This is a genomic window from Streptomyces sp. NPDC045955 (genome assembly GCF_056430805.1).
This window is the reverse complement of record NZ_JBWKKY010000010.1, coordinates 302,559-315,200: the sequence shown is the minus strand read 5'-3', so window position 1 is coordinate 315,200 and position 12,642 is coordinate 302,559. Positions and strand designations below refer to the sequence as shown.

At 70.7% G+C, this 12,642-nt stretch carries 10 protein-coding genes and 4 pseudogenes; 8 read left to right on the top strand and 6 right to left on the bottom strand.

Annotation, left to right across the window (positions count from 1 at the left end):
• Nucleotides 1–4: 4 nt before the first annotated feature.
• The 6 genes and pseudogenes from AC07F0_RS22880 to AC07F0_RS22855 all read left to right on the top strand — a co-directional run bounded on the left by AC07F0_RS22880 (nt 5) and on the right by AC07F0_RS22855 (nt 4,440).
• Entirely contained in the window at nt 5–1,237 is a 1,233-nt protein-coding gene (locus tag AC07F0_RS22880) for a L,D-transpeptidase (RefSeq protein ID WP_478981368.1), read from the top strand.
• 87 nt (nt 1,238–1,324) lie between these two features.
• Nucleotides 1,325–2,092: an enoyl-CoA hydratase/isomerase family protein gene (locus tag AC07F0_RS22875; RefSeq protein ID WP_436726812.1), complete on the top strand. Its 768-nt coding sequence runs from the start codon at nt 1,325–1,327 to the stop codon at nt 2,090–2,092.
• Nucleotides 2,093–2,365: 273 nt separating this feature from the next.
• A complete protein-coding gene (locus AC07F0_RS22870) occupies nt 2,366–2,869 on the top strand; it encodes an ATP-binding protein (protein WP_436726811.1) in 504 nt (167 codons plus the stop codon).
• A 259-nt stretch (nt 2,870–3,128) separates the two neighbouring features.
• A pseudogene (locus tag AC07F0_RS22865) lies at nt 3,129–3,218 on the top strand (ADP-ribosyltransferase); the annotation flags it as partial.
• A gap of 45 nt (nt 3,219–3,263) precedes the next feature.
• A pseudogene (locus AC07F0_RS22860) lies at nt 3,264–4,179 on the top strand (helix-turn-helix domain-containing protein).
• 48 nt (nt 4,180–4,227) lie between these two features.
• Nucleotides 4,228–4,440, top strand: a complete 213-nt coding sequence (locus AC07F0_RS22855) for an EF-hand domain-containing protein (RefSeq protein WP_020271014.1) — start codon at nt 4,228–4,230, stop codon at nt 4,438–4,440.
• 72 nt (nt 4,441–4,512) lie between these two features.
• Here AC07F0_RS22855 and AC07F0_RS22850 read toward each other — a convergent pair.
• Nucleotides 4,513–4,944, bottom strand: a pseudogene (locus tag AC07F0_RS22850) (ATP-binding cassette domain-containing protein); the annotation flags it as partial.
• Here AC07F0_RS22850 and AC07F0_RS22845 point away from each other — a divergent pair.
• Both AC07F0_RS22845 and AC07F0_RS22840 read left to right on the top strand, forming a co-directional pair.
• A pseudogene (locus AC07F0_RS22845) lies at nt 4,941–5,417 on the top strand (FCD domain-containing protein); the annotation flags it as partial. The pseudogenes AC07F0_RS22850 and AC07F0_RS22845 sit on opposite strands and share 4 nt — an antisense overlap.
• Before the next feature lie 78 nt (nt 5,418–5,495).
• Nucleotides 5,496–6,158, top strand: coding sequence for an NADPH-dependent F420 reductase (locus AC07F0_RS22840; protein WP_478981366.1), 663 nt, complete (start codon nt 5,496–5,498; stop codon nt 6,156–6,158).
• 33 nt (nt 6,159–6,191) lie between these two features.
• On the opposite strand, the gene AC07F0_RS22835 is transcribed toward AC07F0_RS22840, so the two are convergent.
• The 5 genes from AC07F0_RS22835 to gcvH all read right to left on the bottom strand — a co-directional run bounded on the left by AC07F0_RS22835 (nt 6,192) and on the right by gcvH (nt 12,621).
• Entirely contained in the window at nt 6,192–8,654 is a 2,463-nt protein-coding gene (locus AC07F0_RS22835) for a SpoIIE family protein phosphatase (protein WP_478981364.1), read from the bottom strand.
• Nucleotides 8,655–8,749: 95 nt separating this feature from the next.
• Nucleotides 8,750–9,307, bottom strand: a complete 558-nt coding sequence (locus AC07F0_RS22830) for a glycoside hydrolase family 25 protein (protein WP_478981362.1) — start codon at nt 9,305–9,307, stop codon at nt 8,750–8,752.
• Nucleotides 9,308–9,503: 196 nt separating this feature from the next.
• Nucleotides 9,504–10,871 (bottom strand): L-serine ammonia-lyase, encoded by a 1,368-nt coding sequence (locus AC07F0_RS22825; protein WP_436726805.1) that lies wholly within the window; start codon nt 10,869–10,871, stop codon nt 9,504–9,506.
• A gap of 95 nt (nt 10,872–10,966) precedes the next feature.
• A complete protein-coding gene (glyA, locus tag AC07F0_RS22820; protein WP_478981360.1) occupies nt 10,967–12,229 on the bottom strand; it encodes a serine hydroxymethyltransferase in 1,263 nt (420 codons plus the stop codon).
• A gap of 14 nt (nt 12,230–12,243) precedes the next feature.
• Entirely contained in the window at nt 12,244–12,621 is a 378-nt protein-coding gene (gene gcvH, locus AC07F0_RS22815) for a glycine cleavage system protein GcvH (protein WP_020276709.1), read from the bottom strand.
• Nucleotides 12,622–12,642 lie beyond the last annotated feature (21 nt).

Genomic DNA, 12,642 nt, shown 5'->3' with positions numbered 1-12,642 from the left:
CCACGTGAACGGGCGACCGATATCGGGGGCGTCGGCCCGCGGCAGGCAGGGACTGCTCGCACTGATAGTGGGAGTGCTGCTGCTCGCCGTCACGGCGTGCGGCGGCGGGGGGACCGGCTCCGGTTCCGGCGGGGGCGCCGGCCAGGGCGAGGACGCGGACGCCGCGCAGAGCAAGCAGTCCGAGGCCGTCGTCGGTATCACGCCCAAGGACGGCGCCAAGTCCGTCGACACCAGCGGGGCGCTGAAGGTCACCGCCGAGAAGGGCAAGTTGACCGAGGTCGTGGTCAAGGACGCCAAGGGGGAGAAGGTCGACGGCGAGATATCCGGCGACGGCGCCACCTGGACGCCGTCCACCCACCTGGCCGCCGCCACCAAGTACACCGTCCACGCGGTCGCCAAGGATGCCGAGGGCCGCACGGCCGCCGAGGACGCGGACTTCACGACACTGACGCCGAAGAACACCTTCATCGGCACCTTCACCCCCGAGGACGGCTCCAAGGTCGGTGTGGGCATGCCGTTCTCCATCCGCTTCAGCCGGGGCATCACCAACCCCGACGACGTCGAGAAGGCCATCCGCATCAAGACGGAACCGGCCGTGGACGTCGAGGGCCACTGGTTCGGCAACGACCGTCTCGACTTCCGCCCCGAGAAGTACTGGAAGCCCGGCACCAAGGTGACCGTCGACCTCGGCCTCGACGGGGTCGAGGGCCGACCCGGCGTCTACGGCGAGCAGGACAAGAAGGTCGAGTTCACCATCGGCCGCAACCAGGTCTCCGTCGTCGACGCCAAGAAGCTCACGATGAAGGTCATGCGCGACGGCGAGGTCATCAAGACCATCCCGGTCACCACCGGCCAGCCCGGCATGGAGACCTGGAACGGCCAGATGGTCGTCAGCGAGATGCTCACGGTGACCCGGATGAACGGCGAGACCGTCGGCTACGGCGGCGAGTACGACATCAAGGACGTCCCGCACGCCGTGCGCCTCACCACCTCGGGCACGTTCCTGCACGGCAACTACTGGGCGGGTGGCGCCTTCGGCAACCACAACGCCAGCCACGGCTGCATCGGCCTGCGCGACGTGCGCGGCGGCTGGGACAAGAAGACGCCGGCCGCGTGGTTCTTCAACCACTCGATGGTCGGCGACGTGGTGGTCGTCAAGAACTCCGAGGACCGCATCGTCGACCCGGACAACGGGCTCAACGGTTGGAACATGTCGTGGGAGAAGTGGAAGAAGTGACACGGAGCTGACGACGCCGACGACGAGGCCCCGGTGTGACGGACAGCACCGGGGCCTTTACCGTTAGCCGCCGTTAACCTGCTCCCTATGACCGTCTCTCTCGAAGTCGCTGAAGGCGTCGGCACGCTCCGTCTCGACCGCCCGCCCATGAACGCGCTGGACATCGCCACGCAGGACCGCCTGAAGGAACTCGCCGAGGAGGCCGCGCGCCGCGAGGACGTGCGGGCCGTGGTGGTCTACGGCGGCGAGAAGGTGTTCGCGGCCGGCGCGGACATCAAGGAGATGCAGGCGATGGACCACACCGCGATGGTCCTGCGCGCCCGCGCCCTGCAGGACTCGTTCACGGCGGTGGCCCGGATCCCCAAGCCGGTCGTCGCGGCCGTGACCGGCTACGCGCTCGGCGGCGGCTGTGAACTCGCGCTGTGCGCGGACTACCGCATCGCCGGCGAGAACGCCAAGCTCGGCCAGCCGGAGATCCTGCTCGGCCTGATCCCCGGCGCGGGCGGCACCCAGCGCCTGGCCCGCCTGGTCGGCCCCTCCAAGGCCAAGGACCTGATCTTCACCGGCCGGATGGTCAAGGCCGACGAGGCGAAGGAGATCGGCCTGGTCGACCGGGTCGTGCCGGCCGACGAGGTGTACGCGCAGGCCCACGCCTGGGCCGCGAAGCTGGCGCAGGGCCCGGCCCTCGCCCTGCGCGCCGCCAAGGAGGCGGTCGACACGGGCCTGGAGACGGACATCGACACGGGCCTGGCGGTCGAACGGAACTGGTTCGCGGGCCTGTTCGCCACCGAGGACCGTGAGCGCGGCATGCGCAGCTTCGTGGAGGAGGGCCCGGGCAAGGCGAAGTTCCTCTGAACCCGCCTCCATGGGCTCGCACTTGACGCGGTGTCTGATCCGGGTCCCTCGATGGGGCGGTTTATGGCGGCCTTAAGACAGCCTTAAGCGTGTCCGGTCGCTCTCCTTCGCCGCTTGCCGGAATCGGGACGTCGCCGCAGGTCAGGCGGGCTGTGGGTGACTCCGAAGCACCCTTGGCATATGCCACCGGCCCGCCGTTGCGCACCCCGCTCCGGGGGCCGTTTTCCCCGGGAACGGCCCCCGAGGCCGCCGCGGGCGGCCATGATGGGGGGCATGGCGGGGCTGGAGGGTACGGAACAGCCGCGGGGACACGCACATGCGGCCGCGGCGCGCTGGTCACCGACCGTCGAGGACGAACGCGCGCTGAAGGCGCTGGAGTTGTACGGCAACCCGACGGAGGCGGAGGTGCCGCTGCCGTCCCGCCCCGAGTCCGCGGCCACCGCCCGGCGGCTGACCCAGGTCGTCGTCCTGCGCCACTGGGGGCTCACCCCCAAGACCACCGAGGACGCCGTCCTGCTCGTCTCCGAGCTGGTGGGCAACGCCGTACGGCACACGGGCGCCCGGGTCTTCGGGCTGCGTCTGCACCGCCGCCGCGGCTGGATCCGCGTCGAGGTCCGCGACCCGTCCCGGGGGCTGCCCTGTCTGATGCCGGTCCAGGAGCTGGACATCAGTGGCCGGGGCCTGTTCCTCGTCGACAAGCTGGCCGACCGCTGGGGGGTCGATCTGTTGCCCCGGGGCAAGACCACGTGGTTCGAGATGCGGGTCACCGACCGCTGAGTACCGCCCCCGCGGGCGGGGCCGACGAGGGTGTGACCTGCGCGGTTCGGCTGGCCGCCGATCGGGCGAATCACCGGTTTCCCCGCGAAGCGAACCTTGAGTGGTGCAATGCGCCGCCACCTTGTCAAGAGCGCCCTCGTCGCGGGCGCCGCCCTCGCCTGCCTCGCCGCCTGCGGCACCGGGGGCGGGGAACGGACCTCCGAGGCACACGGCACCACGGCCGCCGTGCCCGCGCCGCGCGAGAAGAAGCCCGTAGGGCATCGTCGGCGTCAGCCCGGTCGACAAGCGGACCAAGACCGAGATCATGAGCGAGTGCGAGAGCAACCCGCACTACGAGCCCTGGCACTGAGCGGGGCTTGAGTCTCCACCCGCTGGAAGGCCCAGACTCCCACACATGATCGACGACGGCACCGGACTGCTCACCATCGGCGAACTGGCCCGGGTCACCGGAGTGACCGTGCGCACCATCCGGTACTGGTCCGACGAGGGCGCGCTGCCCCCGGTGGCCCGGTCCGCGGGCGGCTACCGGCTGTACGACGCCGCGTCCGTGGCGCGTCTGGAGCTGATCCGGACCCTGCGCGAACTCGGCCTCGGGCTGGCGGACGTCCGCCGGGTGCTGGCCGGTGAGACCACGGTCGCGCAGGTCGCGGCCACGCATGTGGTCGCGCTGGACGCGCAGATCCGGTCGCTGAAGGTGACGCGTGCGGTGCTGTCGACGGTCGCGAAGCGGGGGTTCCGGCGCGGAGGAGATGACTCTGATGAACAGACTGGCACGGCTGTCGGCGGCCGAGCGGCGGCGCGTCATCGAGGAGTTCGTGGACGAGGTGTTCCACGGGCTGGACACGGCGGACCCGGTGATCCGGGAGCGCATGCGGAACACCGCCGCCGACCTGCCCGAGGACCCGGCACCCGAGCAGGTGGACGCCTGGCTGGAGCTGGCCGAGATGCTCCAGGACCCGGACTTCCGGGCCGAGATGCGCAAGGTCGCCGAGTCCAACGCGGCCGACCGCGGTCATGACACACCCGCCGGGGCATCCCTGTGGTTCTCCCGGCGGCTCGCGCAGCTGGGCGCCCGGGCCCGTGAGCGCGGCATCGCCCCCGACTCGGCCCAGGCCGCGGAGGTGCTGGGCGAGCTGCTGGGCGATGCCGACCCCGCCGCCGTGCTGCAGAGGCTGCGGTCGCACGCCACCAGCCGGGTCGCCCGCTACCGCGAGTTGCTCGCCGTCGTGAAGGGAATCGGACCCGAGGCGGCCTACCGGGAGGAGTTCGCCTGGGTGGTCGCCGCGCTGGAGGAACGTACGGGCAGCTAATCTGACCTGCGTCAGCAAGACCTGGAACACGAGAGTAGGGGCGGATCGGTGGCGGACATCGAGGAAGCACGCAAGCAGTTCGAGCGGATCGATACGGACGGGGACGGATTCATCACCGCTGCCGAGTTCAAGACCGCTCTGGCCCGGTCCGGCGACTGGAACGTCACCGAGTCGGTCGCGGAGGTCGTCATCAAGACCCGCGATCTCGACGGCGACAAGAAGCTGAGCTTCGACGAGTTCTGGGCCTACCTGAACAAGTGACGCCGGCGCCGAAGCTGCCGCGGGGCGTGGGGGCCCGGGGCCGTCCTGCGGACGGACCCGGGCCCCTCGTCGTGCCCGCCGGGCCGTGCGTACGCTCCAGCGGCCGTCGTGCCGTTCCAGCACCAGCGGCAGGTCGAAGCACTTGCCCAGCTGGTCGGCGGTCAGTACCCGGGATACCGGTCCGCCCGCCAGCGACCGCCCCTCGCGCAGCAGCAGGGCGTGCGTGGTGTGGGCCGGCAGCTCCTCCAGGTGGTGGGTGACCAGGACCGTCGCCAGGTGCGGATGCTCCCGGCGCAGCTCCCTGAGCGCCTCGATCAGCTGCTCCCGGCCCGGCAGATCCAGGCCGGTGGCCGGTTCGTCGAGGAGCAGCAGCCGGGGCTCGGGCATCAGCGCCCGGGCGATCAGCGTCCGGCCGCGCTGCCCCTGGGAGAGCGTGGGCCAGCGCGCCTCACGGTGCTCCGCCAGCCCCAGCGTCCGGATCAGCAGCTCCGCCCGCTCTCTTCGTCATCGCGTCCGAGCCGGTCGAGGACTGGCCGACCCGGCTGCGCCGGGCCGCCGTGACCGACGTCTACGAGGTCCGGATGGCGGTCGAGGTGCACGCGGCCCGCCTCGCCGCGCGCCGCCGCACGCCCGAGGACGTCACGGCGCTCCGGGCCGCACTGGAGGGCCGCCGAGCCGCCGGCACGGCCGACGACGCCGCCTTCGTCGACGCGGACATCGCCTTCCACGCCGCGGTGATCGCCGCCGCCCACAACCCGGTGCTCGCCGACCTGTTCGCCGAGTTCAGCCCCGTCCTGCGCGAGGGCCTGATCGAGCTGCTGTCCCTGACCGGCCTGCGCGCCGACGACCCCGACACCGGCGACGAGGCGCACGAGGCGCTCGTCCGGGCGGTGGCGGACGGGGACGCGGAGGGGGCGGCGGAGGTGCTGCGGGGGAAACTGGAGGACCCGTTCGCACCTTCCCGGAAGCCGGAATAGCCCCTCCGCCCCGCCGGTTGACCCTGATCACGAAGCTGGCCAGGAACTCCTGACCCCCTGGAAGGGCGAGGCGAGGACATGAAGATCGGCATCATCGGAGCGGGCAACATCGGCGGCAATCTGACCCGGCGGCTCACCGCCCTCGGTCACGACGTGTACGTGGCCAACTCCCGCGGCCCGCACACGCTCACGGCCCTCGCGGAGGAGACCGGCGCGACACCCGTGACGGTCGAGGAGGCACCGCGGGGCGCCGAGATCGTCGTCGTCACGATTCCGCTGAAGGCGGTCCCGGAGCTTCCGTCCGGCCTGTTCGACGAGGCGGCCGACGGCGTCGCGGTCATCGACACCGGCAACTACTATCCCCGCCAGCGGGACGGCAGGATCGCCGCGATCGAGGACGAGGGCATCACCGAGAGCCGCTGGACACAGCGGCAGCTCGGCCACCCCGTCATCAAGGCCTTCAACGGCACGTACGCCCAGGACATCCTGGACCGCCCCCTCCCGGCCGGCGACCCGAGCCGCATCGCCCTCCCGGTGGCCGGCGACGACGAGGCGGCCAAGCGCAAGGTACGGGAGCTGATCGACGAACTCGGCTTCGACACCGTCGACGCGGGCGGCCTCGACGACTCCTGGCGCCAGCAGCCCGGCACCCCGGTCTACGGCCTGCGCGGCGGCGCCGAGGCGGTCACGAAGGCCCTGGCGGAGGCGTCCCCGGAACGCGCGCCGGAGTTCAGCGGCTAGGACGAACCGCGTGCTCGGGGAAGGACGAGGCGGTCACGGGATCTCCTGCTCGGCCCAGATGATCTTTCCTCCGGGCGTGTACCGAGCACCCCAGCGGTGGGAGAGCTGGGCCACGAGGAAGAGCCCGCGGCCGCCTTCGTCCGTACTGCGGGCATGCCTCAGACGCGGAGCCGTGCTGCTGCCGTCGGCGACCTCGCAGGTCAGGCGGGCGTCGCGGAGCAGTCGCAGGCGTACGGGGCCCGAGGCGTAGCGGATCGCGTTGGTGACGAGCTCGCTCACGATGAGCTCCGTCGTCATGGCCAGTTCCTGACAGTGCCACGCCTCGACCTGACGCGTCGCGCCGGCCCGGACGTCACCGACGGCGGCCGGGTCCAGCGGCACGTCCCACGAGGCGACTCGATCGGGGCCCAGGACGTGGGTGCGGGCGAGCAGGAGGGCCACGTCATCGGGCTGCGGCACGGGAACGAGCTGGCGCACCGCGTCCGCGCACAGCGTTTCCAGGTCGGAGCCGGGCGAGCACAGCAGGTGCCCGAGACGGGACATGCCGCGCTCGATGTCGCGGTCGGTCCCTTCGACGAGTCCGTCGGTATAGAGCCCGAAGACGCTGTTCTCGGGGAGCTCGATCTCGGTGGCCTCGAAGGCCATCCCGCCCAGTCCGAGCGGAGGCCCGGCGGGTAGCTCCGGGAAGGAGACGCGCCCGTCCGGAGTGACGAGGACCGGGGGTGGATGGCCGGCCCGGGCCAGCGTGCACCGCTGTGTCACCGGGTCGTAGACGGCGTACAGACAGGTCGCTCCGAGGAAGGCCGTGATGGTCTGGTCGGCTGTCCGGTCGGTGGTCTGCTCCTCGCTCAGCCGCAGCACCAGGTCGTCGAGGTGAGCCAGCAGCTCATCGGGGGGCATGTCCATGTCCGCGAGGGTCTGGACGGCGGTGCGCAACCGGCCCATCGTCGCCGCCGCGGTGATGCCGTGGCCGACCACATCCCCGATGACCAGTCCCACACGGGCGCCGGACAGCGGGATCACGTCGAACCAGTCGCCGCCGACCCCGCCCGACGCGTCTGCCGGCAGATAGTGGGAGGCCACCTCCAGCGCTGTTCCACCCGTCAGGGCATGGGGCAGCAGGCTGCGCTGCAACGTGACCGCCGCGGTGTGTTCCCGGGTGTAGCGGCGGGCGTTGTCGACGCACAGCGCCGCCCGCGCCACCAGCTCCCGAGCCAGCAGCACGTCGTCCTGCTGGAACGAGGTGGGATTCAGCGATCGTGTGAACGTGGCGAGGCCGAGGACGGTGTCGCGCGCCCGCATCGGCACGGAGATGAGGGAGTGCAGGCCGAACTCACGGATGCTGGCGGCCCTGGCCGGCTGCTCGGTGGTCCACAGGCGATCGCTCGGGTCGAGAACGGGGATGAAGATCGGTTCGCCGTCGACGAGCAGGTTCGCGTCGTGCGGCGGGGGAACGAAGTCGACCTTGTCCCCTATCTGTGCGACGGCCTCCGGGCAGCCCTGTCGCACGGAGCTCATGCCGGCCCGGCGCATCACCGGCCGGGCCGGGGCCGGCCCGGCGTCGGGCAACCAGAGCCCCTGGCCCTCCCCGGTCAGGACCGGTTCGAGAAGGTCGACGATGACGAAGTCGGCGAAGCGGGGAACAGCGAAGTCAGCGAGTTCCTGCGCCGTGCGCATCACGTCCAGCGTCCTGCCGATGCTGGTCCCGGCTTCGCTGACCAGCGACAGCAGCCGGCGGGCGTTCCAGCGCTCGGTGACGTCCATGACCATGTAGCACAGCCCGGTGACGGAGTTGCCGGCATCCACCAACGGGAAGAACGAGGTGGAGTAGGCGTGCTGACGGTGCGGGTCCGCCCAACTCCATCCCACGTACTCGTAGTCGGTGACCGGTACGCCGGTCGTGAGCACCTTGCGCATCACGCCCTCGAGGGTCTCCGCCTGCAGTCCCGGAAGCAGCTCGCTCAGACGGCGTCCCAGGCGCTGCTCACGTGGTACGCCGCCGAAGCGTTCCAGGGTGTCGTTCAGCCACACGTAGCGCAGATCCAGATCCATCACCGCCATGCCGACCGGTGAGCGGGTCAGGAAGCCGTCCAGGACGGACTGGCCCATGGTCCATTGCTGCCGCTCCTCCCGTGCCGAGATCAGAAAACACTCGTCTTCGCCGACGTGAAAGGACCCGGACACGCGCAGGCCCACCTCGACAGGACCACCGTCGCAGCGCCCTAGGGCGACCCGGCCGCTCCAACCCATTCCCGCGCGGCACCGCTCCGCGACACGGGCCACGCGTACCGGGTCCCCGGGCATCGCCAGCAGGTTCGCGGCGGGGCGCCCGACCACCTCCGCACCGGAGTAGCCGAGGAGCGCTTCGGCGCCCCGCGTCCAGCCGATCACCCGGCCGGCTGTGGACACCAGCGCGACCGCGTCGTGGGACGCATCGAGGAGATCGCGCGGTGCGCCGGGCGGAGACGCGTCGAATTCATCTCGCACAGGCGCCATGGGTCTCACCTCTAAAGGCAAGTATGTTCCCGCTCGGGCCCTGATGCGCATGCTCCGGGAGCAGGGCGGCGCAGGGGCCCGCGCACGGTCTTCGATCAGGCGTCCTCCGCCCACTTCCGCAGTGCCGCCTTGCTCGCGAAGTCGGCCACGTTCTTGTCCAGCGGATCGTCCGTGTACTGGTGGAAGCGCCACTTCGCCTCGACGCGGGGCTTGCCCGCGCTGACGTAGTCGGCGATCCACAGGCCGTCGCCCGCGTAGGAGGTCGTGTCGAGGTTGAGCCAGAAGTCGCGGTTGGCGTAGAGGATGACCTGGTTGTTCGGCCGGAGATCCTTCAGCTTCCGGATGAACAGGTCTTTCTCCGCGTTGCTCGCGTGCGTTCCGTCACTGGTCGTCTCCCAGTCGACGGCGAGGATGTCCCCCGGCCGGTCCGGGGCCTTGCTGACGAAGTACTCGGCCTGGGCGCCGAGGTTGCCGGGCCAGAGGAAGTGGTAGAAGCCGACGACCAGCCCGTGGTCCCGGGCGCGTCTCGTCTGGACGGCGAGTCTGGGGTTGACGTAGGAACGACCCTCGGTCGCCTTGACGAAGACGAAGGACAGGCCGTCGGTGTCGTAGGAGGTGGATTGGTAAGCGCTCACGTCGATGCCGCGCAGCATGGGAGGCTCCCTGAAGTGCTGGTGGCGGGAGGGAAGTTGTGTTCACCACCATGACACGGCCTCTTCCGCACTGACGTGGGTATGTCAACTTCGACGGGCGGTGGGGTGCGTCACCGTGAGCGGTGACGTCTGATCCGACCACCTGACGGACACTCGAAAACATGTCGCACGGAGGTTCCGGCAGGAACCAGTGACATCAGCACTCGATGATGTTCACCGCCAGCCCGCCCCGCGCCGTCTCCTTGTACTTGACCGACATGTCCGCGCCGGTGTCCTTCATCGTCTTGATGACCTTGTCCAGGGACACCTTGTGGGAGCCGTCGCCGCGCATCGCCATGCGCGCCGCCGTGACGGCCTTCACGGCGGCCATGCCGTTGCGCTCGATGCAGGGGATCTGGACCAGGCCGCCCACGGGATCGCAGGTGAGGCCCAGGTTGTGTTCCATGCCGATCTCGGCCGCGTTCTCCACCTGCTCCGGGGAGCCGCCGAGGACCTCGGCCAGTGCGCCCGCCGCCATGGAGCAGGCGGAGCCGACCTCGCCCTGGCAGCCGACCTCGGCGCCGGAGATGGACGCGTTCTCCTTGAACAGCATGCCGATCGCGCCCGCGGCGAGCAGGAAGCGGACCACGCCCTCCTCGTCGGCGCCGGGCACGAAGTTCATGTAGTAGTGCAGGACGGCCGGGATGATGCCGGCCGCGCCGTTCGTCGGGGCGGTGACGACCCGGCCCCCGGCCGCGTTCTCCTCGTTGACCGCCATCGCGTAGAGGGTGATCCACTCCATGGCGAGGGCCTTCGGGTCGCCCTCGGAGCGCAGTTTGCGGGCGGTGTTCGCGGCCCGGCGGCGCACCTTCAGACCGCCCGGCAGGATGCCCTCGCGGGACATGCCGCGCGCCACGCACGCCTCCATGACCCGCCAGATCTCCAGCAGTCCGGCGCGGATCTCCTCCTCGGTGCGCCAGGCCCGCTCGTTCTCCAGCATCAGCGCCGAGATGGACAGGCCGGTCTCCTGGGCCATCCGCAACAGCTCGTCGCCCGTGCGGAAGGGGTACTTCAGCACGGTGTCGTCGAGCTTGATGCGGTCCGCGCCGACCGCTTCCTCGTCGACGACGAAGCCGCCGCCGACCGAGTAGTACGTCTTCGTCAGCAGCTCCGCGCCCGAGGCGTCGTACGCCCACAGAGTCATGCCGTTGGCGTGGTACGGCAGGGCCTTGCGGCGGTGCAGGACCATGTCGTCGTCGTAGGAGAACGCGATCTCGTGCTCGCCCAGCAGGTTCAGCCGGCCGCCGGCCTTGATCGTCTCCACTCGTTCGTCGGCCTTCTCCACGTCCACCGTGCGCGGGGAGTCGCCCTCCAGGCCGAGCAGGACCGCCTTGGGCGTGCCGTGGCCGTGGCCGGTGGCGCCGAGCGAGCCGTAGAGCTCCGCGCGGACCTTCGCCGTCGGGGCCAGCAGCTCCTCGTTGCGCAGCCGCCGGGCGAACATCCGGGCCGCGCGCATCGGGCCGACGGTGTGGGAGCTGGACGGGCCGATGCCGACCGAGAACAGGTCGAAGACCGAGATGGCCACGGGGACTCCTGACTACGGGGGTGGTGCAAGGGGTGGTGCAGGGGGACAGGGCGCCCCGCCCCAGGCGGAACGGGGCGTCCTGAAAGGTTTCTTCGCTATGCGGTCGGACCCGGGTACAGCGGGTGCTTGTCGGCCAGGGCCTTCACCCGGGCCTTGAGAGCCTCCACGTCGTACGACGGCTTCAGCGCCTCGGCGATGACGTCCGCGACCTCCGCGAAGTCCTCGGCCTGGAACCCGCGGGTGGCCAGGGCCGGCGTGCCGATCCGCAGACCGGACGTCACCATCGGCGGGCGCGGGTCGTCCGGGATGGCGTTGCGGTTGACCGTGATGCCCACCTCGTGGAGGCGGTCCTCGGCCTGCCGGCCGTCCAGCTCCGAGTGGCGCAGGTCGACCAGGACCAGGTGCACGTCCGTGCCGCCGGACAGGACGTCCACGCCCACGGCCCGGACGTCGTCCTTCACCAGACGCTCGGCCAGGATGCGGGCCCCCTCCAGCGTACGGCGCTGGCGCTCCTTGAAGTCCTCCGAGGCCGCGACCTTGAAGGCGACCGCCTTGGCCGCGATCACATGCTCCAGCGGACCGCCCTGCTGACCGGGGAAGACAGCGGAGTTGATCTTCTTGGCCAGTTCGGCCGTGGAGAGGATCACACCGCCGCGCGGGCCGCCCAGCGTCTTGTGGGTGGTCGTGGTCACCACGTGCGCGTGCGGCACGGGGTTCGGGTGCAGCCCCGCCGCGACGAGCCCGGCGAAGTGCGCCATGTCGACCATCAGGTACGCGCCGACCTCGTCCGCGATCCGGCGGAACGCGGCGAAGTCCAGCTGCCGTGGGTAGGCCGACCAGCCCGCGACGATCAGCTTCGGCTTCGACTCCTTGGCCAGCCGCTCGACCTCGGCCATGTCGACCCGGCCGTCGTCGCCCACGTGGTAGGCGACGACGTCGTAGAGCTTGCCGGAGAAGTTGATCTTCATGCCGTGGGTCAGGTGCCCGCCGTGCGCGAGGTTCAGACCCATGATGGTGTCGCCCGGCTTGAGCAGCGCGAACATCGCGGCGGCGTTGGCCTGGGCGCCCGAGTGCGGCTGCACGTTGGCGTGCTCGGCGCCGAACAGCTCCTTGACCCGGTCGATCGCGATCTGCTCGACCACGTCGACGTGCTCGCAGCCGCCGTAGTAGCGGCGGCCCGGGTAGCCCTCGGCGTACTTGTTGGTGAGGACCGAGCCCTGCGCCTCCATGACCGCGACCGGGGCGAAGTTCTCCGAGGCGATCATCTCGAGCGTGGACTGCTGCCGGTGCAGCTCGGCGTCGACCGCGGCGGCCACGGCCGGGTCGAGCTCGTGCAGGGGTGTGTTCAGGACGGACATACGGCTACGACTCCTCAGCCGGCGGAGAACGCGGTGTACTCGTCGGCGGAGAGCAGGTCACCCGGCTCCTCGGCGACCCGCACCTTGAACAGCCAGCCGCCCTCGAAGGGGGCCGAGTTCACCAGCGACGGGTCGTTCACGACGTCCTCGTTGACCTCGGTGACCTCACCGGAGACGGGGGAGTAGAGGTCGGACACCGACTTGGTCGACTCCAGTTCGCCGCAGGTCTCGCCCGCGGACACCGTGTCGCCGACCTCGGGGAGCTGGACGAAGACCACGTCGCCGAGCGCGTTGGCCGCGTGCTCCGTGATGCCGACCGTCGAGACGCCGTCCTCGGCGGCCGACAGCCACTCGTGCTCCTTGCTGTAACGCAGCTGCTGGGGGTTGCTCATGGCCTGGATTCTCCTGTACGC

What these genes read in the sequence shown, in the direction of transcription:
- AC07F0_RS22875 (WP_436726812.1), top strand. Translation starts at nt 1,325, where the DNA reads ATGACCGTCTCTCTCGAAGTCGCTGAAGGCGTCGGCACGCTCCGTCTC.
- AC07F0_RS22870 (WP_436726811.1), top strand. Translation starts at nt 2,366, where the DNA reads ATGGCGGGGCTGGAGGGTACGGAACAGCCGCGGGGACACGCACATGCG.
- AC07F0_RS22840 (WP_478981366.1), top strand. Translation starts at nt 5,496, where the DNA reads ATGAAGATCGGCATCATCGGAGCGGGCAACATCGGCGGCAATCTGACC.
- AC07F0_RS22835 (WP_478981364.1), bottom strand. Translation starts at nt 8,654, where the DNA reads ATGGCGCCTGTGCGAGATGAATTCGACGCGTCTCCGCCCGGCGCACCG.
- AC07F0_RS22830 (WP_478981362.1), bottom strand. Translation starts at nt 9,307, where the DNA reads ATGCTGCGCGGCATCGACGTGAGCGCTTACCAATCCACCTCCTACGAC.
- glyA (WP_478981360.1), bottom strand. Translation starts at nt 12,229, where the DNA reads ATGTCCGTCCTGAACACACCCCTGCACGAGCTCGACCCGGCCGTGGCC.
- gcvH (WP_020276709.1), bottom strand. Translation starts at nt 12,621, where the DNA reads ATGAGCAACCCCCAGCAGCTGCGTTACAGCAAGGAGCACGAGTGGCTG.